18 protein-coding genes and 4 tRNA genes are annotated in these 12644 nt (G+C 72.0%); 16 read left to right on the top strand and 6 right to left on the bottom strand.

Annotated features, from left to right (window positions below; genetic code table 11):
- The first annotated feature begins 49 nt into the window (after positions 1-49).
- The gene (locus tag Cba03nite_RS23295; RefSeq protein ID WP_203750003.1) at positions 50-556 is read left to right on the top strand and encodes a SigE family RNA polymerase sigma factor; all 507 of its coding nucleotides are present in this window, start codon (positions 50-52) and stop codon (positions 554-556) included.
- Positions 553-1137: a hypothetical protein gene (locus Cba03nite_RS23290; protein WP_203750000.1), complete on the top strand. Its 585-nt coding sequence runs from the start codon at positions 553-555 to the stop codon at positions 1135-1137. Before Cba03nite_RS23295 ends, Cba03nite_RS23290 begins: the two co-directional genes overlap by 4 nt.
- A gap of 157 nt (positions 1138-1294) precedes the next feature.
- On the opposite strand, the gene Cba03nite_RS23285 is transcribed toward Cba03nite_RS23290, so the two are convergent.
- Positions 1295-2083, bottom strand: a complete 789-nt coding sequence (locus Cba03nite_RS23285) for a hypothetical protein (protein ID WP_203749997.1) — start codon at positions 2081-2083, stop codon at positions 1295-1297.
- 321 nt (positions 2084-2404) lie between these two features.
- Between Cba03nite_RS23285 and Cba03nite_RS23280 the strand changes: the two genes are divergently transcribed.
- Genes Cba03nite_RS23280 through Cba03nite_RS23265 form a run of 4 tightly spaced genes read left to right on the top strand, consistent with a single transcriptional unit; the run spans position 2405 to position 6022 of the window.
- Positions 2405-4666, top strand: a complete 2262-nt coding sequence (locus Cba03nite_RS23280) for a sensor histidine kinase (RefSeq protein WP_203749994.1) — start codon at positions 2405-2407, stop codon at positions 4664-4666.
- A gap of 1 nt (position 4667) precedes the next feature.
- Complete coding sequence (locus tag Cba03nite_RS23275) at positions 4668-5075, top strand: roadblock/LC7 domain-containing protein (protein WP_203750189.1); 408 nt, start codon at positions 4668-4670, stop codon at positions 5073-5075.
- Positions 5068-5454, top strand: a complete 387-nt coding sequence (locus tag Cba03nite_RS23270; RefSeq protein ID WP_203749991.1) for a DUF742 domain-containing protein — start codon at positions 5068-5070, stop codon at positions 5452-5454. Before Cba03nite_RS23275 ends, Cba03nite_RS23270 begins: the two co-directional genes overlap by 8 nt.
- Complete coding sequence (locus Cba03nite_RS23265) at positions 5435-6022, top strand: GTP-binding protein (protein WP_203749989.1); 588 nt, start codon at positions 5435-5437, stop codon at positions 6020-6022. The genes Cba03nite_RS23270 and Cba03nite_RS23265 overlap by 20 nt, the downstream gene beginning before the upstream one ends.
- 61 nt (positions 6023-6083) lie before the next feature.
- On the opposite strand, the gene Cba03nite_RS23260 is transcribed toward Cba03nite_RS23265, so the two are convergent.
- Positions 6084-6308, bottom strand: a complete 225-nt coding sequence (locus Cba03nite_RS23260) for a hypothetical protein (protein WP_203749987.1) — start codon at positions 6306-6308, stop codon at positions 6084-6086.
- Positions 6309-6370: 62 nt separating this feature from the next.
- Between Cba03nite_RS23260 and Cba03nite_RS23255 the strand changes: the two genes are divergently transcribed.
- The 3 genes from Cba03nite_RS23255 to Cba03nite_RS23245 all read left to right on the top strand — a co-directional run bounded on the left by Cba03nite_RS23255 (position 6371) and on the right by Cba03nite_RS23245 (position 7826).
- Positions 6371-6823 (top strand): GNAT family N-acetyltransferase, encoded by a 453-nt coding sequence (locus tag Cba03nite_RS23255; protein WP_203749985.1) that lies wholly within the window; start codon positions 6371-6373, stop codon positions 6821-6823.
- Positions 6820-7200, top strand: a complete 381-nt coding sequence (locus Cba03nite_RS23250) for a PIN domain-containing protein (protein WP_203749983.1) — start codon at positions 6820-6822, stop codon at positions 7198-7200. Before Cba03nite_RS23255 ends, Cba03nite_RS23250 begins: the two co-directional genes overlap by 4 nt.
- Before the next feature lie 83 nt (positions 7201-7283).
- Positions 7284-7826: an RNA 2'-phosphotransferase gene (locus Cba03nite_RS23245; protein ID WP_203749981.1), complete on the top strand. Its 543-nt coding sequence runs from the start codon at positions 7284-7286 to the stop codon at positions 7824-7826.
- 69 nt (positions 7827-7895) lie between these two features.
- Here the strand turns inward: Cba03nite_RS23245 and Cba03nite_RS23240 are convergent.
- Positions 7896-7968, bottom strand: a tRNA-Gly gene (locus Cba03nite_RS23240).
- Between the two features lie 152 nt (positions 7969-8120).
- Here Cba03nite_RS23240 and Cba03nite_RS23235 point away from each other — a divergent pair.
- From Cba03nite_RS23235 to Cba03nite_RS23220, 4 genes are all read left to right on the top strand, one after another.
- Positions 8121-9197 carry a CapA family protein gene (locus tag Cba03nite_RS23235; RefSeq protein WP_239125964.1) on the top strand — a complete coding sequence of 359 codons (1077 nt, stop codon included), beginning with the start codon at positions 8121-8123 and terminating at the stop codon, positions 9195-9197.
- Positions 9198-9291: 94 nt separating this feature from the next.
- Positions 9292-9364 (top strand) — tRNA-Gly (locus tag Cba03nite_RS23230).
- 27 nt (positions 9365-9391) lie between these two features.
- Positions 9392-9462: transfer RNA gene (locus Cba03nite_RS23225), tRNA-Cys, on the top strand.
- 13 nt (positions 9463-9475) lie between these two features.
- Positions 9476-9550: transfer RNA gene (locus Cba03nite_RS23220), tRNA-Val, on the top strand.
- Positions 9551-9594: 44 nt separating this feature from the next.
- Here Cba03nite_RS23220 and Cba03nite_RS23215 read toward each other — a convergent pair.
- Entirely contained in the window at positions 9595-9936 is a 342-nt protein-coding gene (locus Cba03nite_RS23215) for a hypothetical protein (protein WP_203749980.1), read from the bottom strand.
- A 269-nt stretch (positions 9937-10205) separates the two neighbouring features.
- On the opposite strand from Cba03nite_RS23215, the gene Cba03nite_RS23210 reads away from it, so the two are divergent.
- Positions 10206-10610 (top strand): hypothetical protein, encoded by a 405-nt coding sequence (locus Cba03nite_RS23210; RefSeq protein WP_203749978.1) that lies wholly within the window; start codon positions 10206-10208, stop codon positions 10608-10610.
- A 108-nt stretch (positions 10611-10718) separates the two neighbouring features.
- Here Cba03nite_RS23210 and Cba03nite_RS23205 read toward each other — a convergent pair whose 3' ends face one another.
- Both Cba03nite_RS23205 and Cba03nite_RS23200 read right to left on the bottom strand, forming a co-directional pair.
- Positions 10719-11147, bottom strand: a complete 429-nt coding sequence (locus Cba03nite_RS23205; RefSeq protein ID WP_203749976.1) for an HflX-like GTP-binding protein — start codon at positions 11145-11147, stop codon at positions 10719-10721.
- 54 nt (positions 11148-11201) lie between these two features.
- Positions 11202-11492, bottom strand: coding sequence for a hypothetical protein (locus tag Cba03nite_RS23200; RefSeq protein WP_203749973.1), 291 nt, complete (start codon positions 11490-11492; stop codon positions 11202-11204).
- Between the two features lie 20 nt (positions 11493-11512).
- Here Cba03nite_RS23200 and Cba03nite_RS23195 point away from each other — a divergent pair, with 20 nt between their 5' ends.
- Both Cba03nite_RS23195 and Cba03nite_RS23190 read left to right on the top strand, forming a co-directional pair.
- Entirely contained in the window at positions 11513-11800 is a 288-nt protein-coding gene (locus Cba03nite_RS23195; RefSeq protein WP_203749970.1) for a hypothetical protein, read from the top strand.
- A gap of 292 nt (positions 11801-12092) precedes the next feature.
- Positions 12093-12593 carry a hypothetical protein gene (locus tag Cba03nite_RS23190; RefSeq protein ID WP_203749968.1) on the top strand — a complete coding sequence of 167 codons (501 nt, stop codon included), beginning with the start codon at positions 12093-12095 and terminating at the stop codon, positions 12591-12593.
- Positions 12594-12644: the final 51 nt, after the last annotated feature.

Below are 12644 nucleotides of genomic sequence, written 5' to 3'. Positions count from 1 at the left end.
TCCTGCCCGGACGTGCAACCCGCGCGGCAGGAGTTCGCATGGACCAGTCATGAGCGAGACACCCGAGGACTTCCGCGAGTACGCCGCCGCCCGGCGCAGCGCGTTACGCCGCACGGCGTTCCTGCTGTGCGGGGACTGGCACCTCGCCGACGACCTGGTCCAGGACGCCCTGGCCGGGCTGTTCGTGCGCTGGCGGCGGGTGCGCGCGGGCGGCGACGTCGACCCGTACGTGCGCCGCATGCTGGTCAACGGGTATCTGGCCACCCACCGGCGCAAGTGGCGGCGCGAGGTCGCCACCGCCGAGCTGCCCGACGTCGCCGACGGCGCGGCCGAGCCCGACGGCACCCGCGAGGTGCTGCTGCGGGCGCTGGCCGGGCTGCAGCCGTCGCAGCGCGCCGTGGTGGTCCTGCGCTACTGGGAGGACCTCTCGGTCGAGCAGACCGCCGCCGCGCTGGGCTGCAGCACGGGCAACGTCAAGAGCCAGGCCTCCCGCGGCCTGGCCCACCTGCGTACGGCGCTGGCGACGTCCGGCGCCCTGGAGGGAGAACCCGTATGAAAGAGGACGAGGACGTGCGCGCCGCGCTGGCCGCGCTCGTCGCCGAGGAGCCCGACCTGCCGTCGGGCGCCGACGACATCGAGCGGCGCGGCATGCGCCGCCGCAACCGCCGCTACGCCGTGCTCGGCGCGCTGGCGCTGACCCCGGTGCTGGCCGGGGCGGTCGCGGTCGGGGTCTGGCCCAGCCCGGCCCCCACGCAGAGCAGTGCCCTGCCGCCCGCCTCCCCCACGGCCGAAACCGTGGACCCGAACGCCGGTTCGCAGCTGGCCACCGGGTTCCCGCTGGGCAGTGCCGTTGACGCGGTCGCCGTCGCGCTGCCGTCCGGGGTCACCCTGGCCGAGCTGCCGATGGACCTGTCCTGGCAGGCCGACGGCTCGCTCGGGCTGCCGCTGGCCGGGGGCGGCTCGCTCACGGTCAAGGTGGCCGACGGCTCCTGCAGCGCGAGCGCGCCCGCGCTGAGCGGCTCGCAGGCCACGGCGGTCGCCGACGCGCTGTGCACGGCGTGGCGGGCGGCCGGTTCGCCGCCGATCATGCCGGCCGACCCGAGCACGGGCGAGCAGCCCGACCTCGCCGCGCAGTGACGCGGGGCCGCGCCGCGCGGTGACGCGGCCCGGGTACGTCCGTCCGGCGCCGGACGGGCGTCTCGGGCTCGGCGGAGTCTGCAGTTTCCGGGAAACTGCACGAATCCGCGCCAACGGTCGTGCAGTTTCCCCGAAACTGCGGCCGCGACCGGGCGGCTCAGATCGCCGCGGGCTCCGGCGAGGCCGGCGGCCAGGCGGGCAGGTCGTCCAGCTTGGCCCGGTGCTCGGGGATGCGGGTGCGGGCGGGGTCCAGGAAGTCGATGAGGTCGATCAGCGAGTGCTGCGCGCGCAGCAGGCGCTCGTTGCCCACCGGGTCGCTGTCCACGATCACGTCGACGTCGGCGCGCAGCCGGGTGAACCAGCGCGCGAATTCGGGGTCGTTGTCCAGCCGCGAGCAGAACGCCGGGTACGTCATGCTGTCGGTGCGGCCGTTGCCGCCGGTCACCATCAGCAGCTCGCCGACGGCCCGCTGCTGGCCTTTGAACAGCCGGAACTGCTGCGGGAACTTCTGCGACGAGAACTTCTGCCCGACCGACACCAGGTGCCGGTTGAAGGTGCGGTTGCTCTCCTCGTCGCCCAGGTCCAGGAAGCGCAGCTCGCGGCGGATGATCTCGACCCAGCACAGGTACTCGGCCAGCACGTACACCGTGTAGTCCCGGGCGTAGCGGCTCTCGTCGGGGTCCTCGTGGCGCAGGAAGTTGGTCAGGTAGTCACCGCTGACCGCGTTGTGCAGCCGGGTCTGCAGGTTGAACGCGGCCAGCAGCAGCGGCTCGCGGTAGCGGCTGAGCACCTCGGCCAGCTGCTCGGCCTTGCTCTCCCGGTGCCGCTGCTCGGCCAGGGCGTGCTCGAGCATGCTGGACTTGCGTGCCGACCAGGTCGTCATCACGCCGGCGACGATCGCGCCGAGCACGGACAGGGCCGCAGACACGATGGTCACGAAATCCATCGACGAACTCCCGGGGGCTGAGGGGTGGCCGTGCGACAGTGTGCCGGGCCTCGCCCGTCATGCCAAGCCGGGCACCCAAAGCGACAACATCATCGCTCAAGGTGACCTTGTCCACAATGGACATCCACCGCAGTGGACAGGAACGGGCGAGCCGACTAGGTTCATCGCCCGGAGGCATTGTCAAACAGCGACCTGTGGCGTGTCATGGTTCCGCGCCGAGCCCCGGCTGGCCCCCGGGACCCGGATGTCGACGTCACGGTGCACCGTGTTTTGGACGTGGTCAGTGTGAGAAACCGTGGCTGGAGCATTCGCGCCAAGATCATGACATTGGCTGTGGTGCCCTTGGTGGCCATCACCGGCCTGTCCATATTCAGTGTCGCGGTGAGCGCCAAGGGCGCGCTCAACCTCCTCGACGCCCGCAAGTACGAGCAGGTCTTCGGCGCGTACGGCGAGCGCATGATGGTGGAGCTGCAGAAGGAGCGGCGCGTCTCGGTCGCCGAGAAGCCCGGCGCTGAGGCCCTGGTCAAGCAGCGCCAGGCAACCGACGAGCGCGAGCAGCAGTTCCACACCAGCCTGTCGGACAGCAAGCTGCGTGACGAGCTGCCCGCGAGCCAGCGCGCCCTGGTCGACGCGTTCCTCACCAAGCTCGCCGGGCTGCCGCAGATCCGCGCCGAGGTCGACGGCGGCAAGGCCGTCCCGGCCGAGGTCATCCGCAGCTACTCCGAGATCATCGACACGCTCTACGTGGCGTTCTCGCCCCTGACCCAGCTGTCCGATCCCGAGCTGGCCACCTCCGCCCAGGGCATCTTCGCCGTCAGCCGGGCCCGTGAGCTGCTCGCCCGCGAGGACGCGGTGATCACCGCCGCGGTCCTCGACGGCCGCCTCACCGCCCCCGAGCAGAACCAGATCCTGCGTGCCGTCGGCGCCCGCCGCCAGATCCAGGACGAGGCCGTCGGCCGGCTCCAGTCGCCGCACCGCGAGCGCTTCGAGCAGATCTACACCAGCGACACCTACATCAGCCTCCACGCCATGGAGGAGTCGCTGAGCAGCGCCAAGCCCGGCGGCAAGGTCCCGATCGACGCCGCCGTCTGGCGCAGCGCCAACGACGCCATCTACCAGCAGCTCGACGCCACCGAGGGCGCGGCCGCCGGCGGCACCTCCGACCTGGCCAACGAGGTCGGCATCGCGGCCTTCGTGCAGACCATCGGCGCGGCCCTGCTCGGCCTGCTCTGCGCCGGCATCTCCCTGGTCCTGTCGCTGCGTACGGGCCGGTCGGTGGTCCGCCGCCTGGAGCGGCTGCGCGTGTCCGCCCTCGAGGTCGCCCACGAGCGGCTGCCCCGCGCCATCGCCGCGCTGCGCCAGCCCGGCGCCATCGTCAACGACCCGTCCCTGACCGAGGTGCCACTCGTGGCCGTCGGCACCGACGAGGTCGGCCAGGTCGGCCACGCCTTCGGCGCCGTGCAGCGCACCGCCGTGCGCGCCGCCGTCGACGAGGCCGTGCTGCGCCGCGGCATCAGCGAGGTCTTCCTCAACATCGCCCGCCGCTCGCAGGCGCTGCTGCACCGCCAGCTCACCCTGCTGGACCGGATGGAGCGCCGCACCACCGAGCCGCAGGAGCTGGAGGACCTGTTCCGCCTCGACCACATGGCCACCCGCATGCGGCGCCACGCGGAGGCGCTGGTCATCCTCGCCGGCGCCGCCCCCGGCCGCGGCTGGCGCCACCCGGTGCCCGTCATCGACGTGGTCCGCGGCGCGACCTCCGAGATCGAGGACTACCAGCGGGTCACCATCGACCGCCTGCCCGAGATGAAGATCCTCGGCCGCGCCGTCGGCGACCTGATCCACCTGATGGCCGAGCTACTGGAGAACGCCACCTCGTTCGCCCCGCCGCACACCCGGGTCCGGGTCTTCGCCGAGCCCGTCGGGCAGGGCCTGGCCCTGCACATCGAGGACCGCGGCCTGGGCATGAGCGACACGGAGCTGGCCGAGGCCAACACCCGGCTCGCCGAGCCGCCCGCCTTCGACCCCGCGCAGAGCTCCCGGCTGGGCCTGCTCGTGGTGGCCCGGCTCGCCGTCCGCCAGGGCATCAGCGTCCGGCTGCGCGCCTCGTCGTACGGCGGCATCACCGCGGTCGTGCTGATCCCCGCCGACCTGGTGCTGGCCGACACGGCCGACAAGGGCGAGCCGCTGGGCATCTTCGCCCCCCGCGCCGCCCGCGCCATCGAGGCCCCGGCCGCCGCGCCGGTGGTCGAGGAGAAGACCGTCGACCTGGCCGAGCGCAGCCCGGACGAGACCACCGCCCTGCTGCCCAAGCGGGTGCGCCGCGCCGAGACCACGCCGGCCCAGCCCGAGGAGACCACCGTCTCGCTCGCCGCGGCCGAGCCCGCCCCGGTGCCCCGGCCCCGCAGCGCCGACCAGGTCCGGACGATGATGTCCGCGTTCCAGTCGGGTACGGTGCGCGGGCGTGCCAAGGCCAGCACCGAGATCACCGCGAACGGGGAAGACACCGCCACAGTCCCCTTGCAGACCCCGCAAGACAGCGCCGGTATGGAAGACAGCTCCACCCTGGAAGGACGTGCCTGACGTGGTACCGACGACGACCCGACCCGCGACCGACTGGCTGCTCGACGACCTGCTCGCGCGAGTGCCACAGGCTCGCTGCGCCGTCGTGCTCTCCGTCGACGGTCTGCTCACCGGAGCGTCCAGCGGTCTCTCGCGCGACGATGCCGAGCACCTGTCCGCTGTGGCGTCGGGGTTCTCCAGCCTCGCCGGGGCGACCGGGCAGCGCTTCAACGGCGGCCCGGTGCGGCAGACCATCGTCGAGATGGAGGACGCGTTCCTGCTGGTGAGCGCGGCCGGCCAGGGCTCCTGCCTGGCGGTGCTGGCGGAGCCGGACATCGACCTCGGCATCCTCGCCTACGAGATGGCGATGCTGGCCACGCGGGTGGGCACGCACCTGGCCACACCGTCCCGGCCGGGCAGCGATGGCTGACTCGATCGACCCTGTCGAGGAAGGCCCGGCCTGGTGGGACCACGAGGCCGGGCCTGTGGTGCGCCCGTACATGGTCACCGGCGGCCGGGTGCGCCCCGTCACCGTCGACTTCGACCTGATCACCTACCTGGTGGCCACGGCGAACCTGGCCGTGGACACCGCCAGCCCGGAGCACCAGGCCATCCTGGCGCTCACCCAGGAGCCCCGCGCGGTAGCCGAAGTCGCCTCCCGCGTCGACCTGCCCCTGGGTGTGGTCCGGGTGCTGCTGTGTGATCTGCTTTCCGAGGGGCTGATCGCCCGTTACGATCCCCCTCCCACAGACCATCTCCCCAACGTCGAGACCCTGCAGGCGGTGATCCATGGACTCCGTGCGCTCTGACAACGCACCGGTCCCCCAGGCGCTCAAGATCCTGGTCGCCGGCGGCTTCGGCGCCGGCAAGACAACGCTCGTGGGCGCGGTGAGCGAGATCGCTCCACTGCGGACCGAGGAGGTCCTCACCACCGCGGGCGTCGGCACCGACGACACCACCGGGGTCGCCACCAAGACCACCACCACGGTCGCGATGGACTTCGGCCGCATCACCATCAACCCGAGCCTGGTGCTGTACCTGTTCGGCACCCCCGGCCAGAACCGGTTCTGGTTCCTGTGGGACGAGCTGGCCACCGGCGCGCTGGGCGCGGTGGTGCTGGCCGACACCCGCCGGCTGGCCGACTCGTTCGCCGCGATCGACTACTTCGAGCAGCGCAAGACGCCGTTCGTCATCGCGGTGAACTGCTTCGACAACGAGCAGCGCTACACCGTCGAGCAGGTGCGCGAGGCCCTGGACGTGGACGCCCACGTGCCGGTGCTGCTCACCGACGCCCGCGACCGCATCTCGGTGAAGACGGTGCTCATCACCCTGGTGGAGCACGTGCTCACCATGGTCCGCACGACCGTCCCGGCCTGACCGCACGTTCTCGGACGCCGGCCCGGTGTGCCCCGCGCACACCGGGCCGGCGTCTTTCGCCTTACTTCTTGCGGCTCTTCATCACGAACAGCGCGACCACCACGATGATCACGATGACGGCGATGCAGCACAGCGCGCCGAACAGGCCGCCGATGCCGCCGATGCCCTTCTTCTTGCGGACGAGGTCGGCGACGCCGGTCTCCTCCGCCCACGCGGTGGCGGGCACGAGCACGGTGGCGAGGAATCCGGTGACGACAGCGGCCCACAGACGAGAGATACGGTCCATGCGCGTCAGCGTAGAGGGCGCGTGCCAGCTCGCGGCCGATCGAGGCTGATAGCGTCGCACCCGTGAGTGATCTTGAGATTCGGCGCGCCGCCGCCGCCGACGTTCCCGTGATCGTGGCGATGCTCGCCGACGACCCGCTCGGCGCCACCCGCGAGGGCGACCCCGGCGATCCCGCGTACGCGCGCGCCTTCGCCGAGATCGAAGGCGACCCGCACCAGCTGCTCGCCGTGGCCGTACGGGACGGCGAGGTCGTCGGCGTCCTCCAGCTCACCGTCATCCCCGGGCTCAGCCGCCGCGGCATGCGCCGCGCCCTGATCGAGGCCGTCCGGGTACGCGCCGACCAGCGCGGCCAGGGCACCGGACGGCAGCTCGTCACCTGGGCGATCGACACCGCTCGCGAGCGCGGCTGCGGCCTGGTCCAGCTCACCACCGACCGGTCCCGCGCCGACGCGCACCGCTTCTACGAGAGCCTCGGCTTCGTCGGCAGCCACCTGGGTATGAAACTGGCACTGTGACCCTGCCACTGCTGATCGTCGACGCCGCCAACGTCGTCGGCTCCGTGCCCGACGGCTGGTGGCGCGACCGCGCCGGTGCCGCGACCCGGCTGCGTGACGCCATCGCCCCGCTCGCCGTGCGGGGCCTGCCGGACCTGCCCGGCCCCGTCGAGGTCGTCCTGGTCGTCGAGGGCGCGGCCCGCGGCGTCGACCAGGCGCCGGGGGTACGCGTGCACGCCGCGCCCCGCAGCGGCGACGACGCGATCGTCGACCTGGTCCGCGAGCACGCCGTCGAGCGGCCGGTCGTGGTGGTCGCCACCGCTGACCGGCAGTTGCAGGACCGCGTGGGCGAGCTGGGCGCCCGCATCATCGGACCCCGCAGCCTCCCCTACCCCTGAACCCGCCACGCCCGCGTGCGCCGCCACAGCGGGCTGTTTTCCGATCGACGTCCCGGCCGCGCGGGGCTAGCGTGAGCCACGTTATGGAACTCAAGAAGATGAGCAAGCAGCTCGCGTACGTGCTGCGCCACCGCCCCGACAGCATCGGCGTCACCCTCAGCCCCGACGGCTGGGTGCCGATCGACACCCTCCTGGCCGCGTTGCGCGCCCACGGTAAGGGCATGACCCGCGAGCAGCTCGACGCCGTCGTCGCGGACAACGACAAGCAGCGGTTCGCGATCGACGGCGACCGCATCCGGGCCAGCCAGGGCCACTCCGTGCCCGTCGAGCTGGGCCTGGACCCGGTCACCCCGCCCGCGCTGCTCTACCACGGCACCGCCCGCCGCAACCTCGACTCGATCATGGCGAAGGGTGTGCACAGGGGCAGCCGCCACCACGTGCACCTGTCCGGCGACACCGCCACCGCCCGCGCCGTGGGCAGCCGCCACGGCTCCCCGGTGATCCTGGTCGTCGACGCCGCCGCCATGGCCGCGGCCGGACACGCCTTCTACCGCTCCGCCAACGGCGTCTGGCTCACCGACGACATCCCGGCCGCCTACCTGCGCGGCGAAGCCCCCCTCCCCTGACTCCGGTGGAGGCGGGCCGGGAAAGACGAATCGCCGGTGACCCGTGGGTCCCGGCGATTTCGGCAGGAGAGCGGATGACGAGACTCGAACTCGCGACCCTCACCTTGGCAAGGTGATGCGCTACCAACTGCGCTACATCCGCATGTCCCTCAGCTCGCCTTTCGGCTCGCTGCCTGACAGGAGAGAACTCTAGCGGGTGCCCCCGGACCACCGCCACTCGGTATCCCCCCGCGCGTCGCGCCCCCGGTGCACACGGTGATGCGAATCGCCTTCACCTGCCCGTACGCTCGTCCGGTGACCCACCCCCGCGTCGCGCGACTCGCCACGGCCCTCACCCTCGCCACCGCCGTCACCGCCCTGGCCGCCTGCTCCGGCGAGCAGCCGGCGGTGTGGCAGCAGCCGCCCACCCCGGTGAGCGAGCAGACGCCCGCGCCCAGCCCGCCCGCCGCCGAGATCACCCTCGCCTTCGCCGGCGACGTGCACTTCACCGGCCGCACCCTGGCCCTGCTCAAGAACCCCGGCAAGGCGTTCGGCCCGTACGCGACGCAGCTGCGCGCCGCCGACTTCGCCATGGTCAACCTGGAGACGCCGGTCACCGACCGGGGCAGCGAGCAGCCCAAGGAGTTCCACTTCCGGGCGCCCACCACGTCGTACGCCGCCATCCAGGCCGCCGGGATCGACCTCGTCTCGATCGCCAACAACCACACGCTCGACTACGGCCAGATCGGCCTGCTCGACACCCTCGACTCGGCGCGGGCCGCGGGCATGCCGGCCGTCGGCGCCGGGCTCAACACCACCGAGGCGTACGCCCCCTACCTGGTCACCGTGAAAGGCGTCCGCCTGGCCGTGCTCGGCATGTCACAGGTACACGACCTGAAGGAGCAGTGGAAGCCCACGGCCACCCGGCCCGGCGTGGCCATGGCGTTCGACCGGAAGCTGGCCACCGCCGCCGTGAAGCAGGCCCGTGCGCAGGCCGACGTGGTGATCGTCTTCATGCACTGGGGCACCGAGGGCCAGGCCTGCCCGAACGGCGAGCAGAAGAGCTTCGCCAGGCTCATGGCCGACAACGGCGCCGACCTCGTGCTCGGCACCCACGCCCACGTGCTGCTCGCCGACGGCTTCGTGGACGACACGTACGTGCACTACGGCCTGGGCAACTTCCTCTGGTACTCCGAGTCCAAGAGCACCGACACGGGGCTGCTGACCGTGACGATCCGGGACGGGAAGGTGAAAACCCGGAAGTTCGTCCCCGGTGTCGTCTCGAACAACGGACAGCCCAAGCCGGTGACGGGTGACGCGCTGCGAGCCGTACAGACCCGCCTTGACCAGGCCGCACGCTGCACCGGCCTGGCCACCGAACCCGCCGCGTGACGCGCCGGGGGCACCCCGGTTTGTCAAGACCTCCGGGGACCGGCTAAAGTTCTCATCCGTTGGGCAGCACGCCGGAAGGCGGGCGAACTGACAAGCGGATGTAGCGCAGTTGGTAGCGCATCACCTTGCCAAGGTGAGGGTCGCGAGTTCGAGTCTCGTCATCCGCTCGGAGAACCGCCGCAAGGCGTCACCACGGTGGAGTGGCCGAGAGGCGAGGCAACGGCCTGCAAAGCCGTGTACACGGGTTCAAATCCCGTCTCCACCTCGCAGTACAGCACGGGCGATTGGCGCAGTGGGAGCGCGCTTCCTTGACACGGAAGAGGTCACTGGTTCAAACCCAGTATCGCCCACCAGCAAGAACACAGGTAAAGCCCCTCTTCGGAGGGGCTTTCGCCGTTCAGTCGTCCTCGCCCACCAGGTCGCCGTCGCGGTCATAGACCAGCGCCGCCTCCTCGAGGGCGTCCCGCCAGGACCGCTCGTCGTCGGTGCTCGCGCTCCAGCCGTCGCCGCGCACCTCCCACATCGCGACGAGCCCGAGCAACTCCTCCGCCGTATCCGCGCTGAACAGGCGCCCGTCCTTCTCCGCCGCGTACTCGGCCGTGTACTCGCCGGGTGCGGCACGGACGTAGCTCAGCTCGACGGAGTAACCCTTCGCCCTCAGCGCGAACAGCGCCGGACCTGCGGTGTTACCCGCGACCCGGATCCGGACCCGGCGCTCCCGCACCCCGTCCCGCTCCATCCGCCATGCCCTTCTCGCTCCGTCGTGGCGGTGACATGCCGCGACGGCCGTGCCGCTGCCGGACGGGCTTCGTACGAGCCCGCAACAGGCTTTCCGACCATGAACGCGTGCCCCGTCCGGTGGTGCCGCCTCCCCCGGTCAGCGGACGGTGATCATTTGAAAACCGGCTGTACTGTGCGCGGATGATCGACCCCTACGTGCACGTCGACACCCCTCCGGCGCGCCGCACGAGGCGGCGTACCCGGCGTCACATGCTCATCCTGATCTCCGTGGCCGCGCTCGCCGCCGCCGCCGCGGGAATCGCCGGTGTGGTCTTCGCACTGGCACAGAGCGGAAAGATCAGCAATCCGTTCTCCGATGCCTACACTGTCACGGGCACCGTGATCCTCTCCAACGGGGAGTTCATCAACACCGGCGGCGCCTGCTACGGCATGGGCGACTTCCAGGACATCCGCCCCGGCGCGAAGGTGGTCGTCACCGACGCGGCACAGCGGACGGTCGCGACCGGGGCGATCGAGACCGCCCAGGAGACGGTCGCCGAGTGCCACCTCACCTTCCGCGTCGAAGACGTGCCACGCGGCGATGCCTTCTACGGCGTCGAGGTCACTCACCGCGGCCGCCTGCAGTACACCGCCGCGGACCTGGAGCAGCACCTGATGCTCAGCCTCGGCTGAGCGGGCCGCCACGAGCACGCGTCGCCGAGTCGGCCGCGTACCAACGCTGGTGCCGTCATCGTCGCCCAAGGGCCGGTCCGTGATCGGGCAGGCCCTTGGGGCACTCGTCTAACGGACGCGGCGATGAGTACGGGCGGGCTGTCTGCCCGGCCGGCGAGAGGGCTCATCGACCACGAGGTCGCCCTCATGCCGTTCGAGATCGGCCGGCGCCAGGACCGGCCGTCCGAGCCTGGCCGACAGCCACCGACGCTGGTAGGCGGAGAGTTCGTTGACGAACACGACGGCGTCGGTGTCGTGCGCCGCGCACGCGTCGGCGACCTGCCGCAGCTTGCCGGAGCCGATGACGAAGCGCCGGGACAGCGGTGAGCCCAGCAGCCGGACCCCGCCGTCGGACACGCCCCTGCGCTGGACGAACCTGGCCTGAACGCGTACGCCGAGCGCACCGAGCCGAGCCTCCAGGCCGTCGAGCCGGGGCTCCCGGTCACGTTCCTTCGCCGAGAACAGACCGACGAGGACAGCGGTCCGGATCAGTGTCATGGAAGCCAGCATCCCAGGTGGGAGGCGGTGCGCACAGCTCGGTTACGGCGCCGGTCAGGCCGATACGAACGCGTGCGGCGGGTAGAGCCTCGCCGGCTCGTCCACGCCGACCTCTTCCAGGATGGGCTTGAGCTTCTCGGCGAACCGCCGGCAGGCGTCCTCGGACTCCCACACGTCGACCACGCGGAACCCGCGCTCGCCCTCACTCGCGATGTGCACGAGCAGTCCCTCGACCGGCCAGTCCGCGACCGACTCCATGCGGCTCCTGCCGGCGAGCCGGCGGACGATCTCGTCGTACCGCTCCCTGGTGAAGCTGGGGCCCTCATGGACGAGCACGACGGACATCGCGGATCCCCCATCCGGTCATGTTCGGTGAGCTCAGCATAGGTCCGGCGCTCGCCCGGCCGCCCGCCGTTCACGACCCGGTGTGCTCGTCGAGCGGCCAGGCGGCCGACTGCCACACGGTGGCGACCCTCGTCGCGCCGAGCGCCGGGGTACTGGCTCATCGTGGCGGGGAAGCCGACCACGCCGGAGCCGTAGTCGACGGGGCCGTAGAAGCCGCCCAGCGGGCCGGGCGCGCCGCCGAGCACGAGGTTGGTGTACAGGGTGACGCCGCCGGGCCGGGCGCGGAGGCGTCGGGGGCCGACAGGTAGATCGCGAGTTCGTGTCCAAACCCGAGGTCTGACGCAACGTTTCGACACGAAACGCCGATCATCGAAGCCCGCACCAGCGGATGAGGTTCGGCAACCAGCGGTGGCGCCTGTCCTGACCCGCCGCTGCGCCGATCCTGCGCGGGCGTACCCCCATGACACGCCCCGTCGGGCGGGGACGGGGCCGCCCGCGCAGGATCGGCACCGGGGATGTGCGTGATCCGGGCGTGCGGCGGCGTTGGCGGGCCTAGGCTTTGCAGCATTGGGAAGACGTCGATCGAGGTCGGGGGGACCGATGGACGCGCTGATCAACTCGCTGACCGAGAGCGAGCTGGAGCTGGTACGCAGCACCGAGCGCGACGCGCTGGCCGCGCTCGACGAGGACGGCCTGCTGGAGCTGCACGACCGGGTGCGCCGCGCCCGCAACAAGTACGTCAAGCTCTACCGCCGCCAGGCCGGCGCGCAGGTCGCCGAGTCGGGCGGCCGGGGCAAGGCCAACCCGGTCAACCAGCGCAACCGCGACAAGGCCGAGGTCATCGAGGACGCGCTCGCCCGGGTCAGCCGCCAGCTCGCGGTCATGGCCAAGGCCAGCGCGGCGGCCCTGAAGCAGGAGCGGCTCGCCTCGGCCCGCCGTGAGCGCAACACCGCTCCCCCGCGCCCGGCGACGGCCCGCCGCAAGGCCACCCCCGGCGACCAGCGTCCCCGCCAGGCCCCGGACAGCCCCGGCATGCGCAAGCGCCAGGCTTCCAGCCGTGGCGCGGGCGCCCGCCGCCAGGCCGTCCGCGACGCCCGCTGAGGCGCTGATCGCCGACGGCGGTCGTCCGGTCGGGCAGGCCGCCCCGAGAAG

This window comes from Catellatospora bangladeshensis, from assembly GCF_016862575.1.
Classification (GTDB): Bacteria; Actinomycetota; Actinomycetes; order Mycobacteriales; family Micromonosporaceae; genus Catellatospora; species Catellatospora bangladeshensis.
The sequence above is the reverse complement of the archived record's forward strand: the minus strand, read 5'-3'. Positions and strand labels throughout refer to the sequence as shown.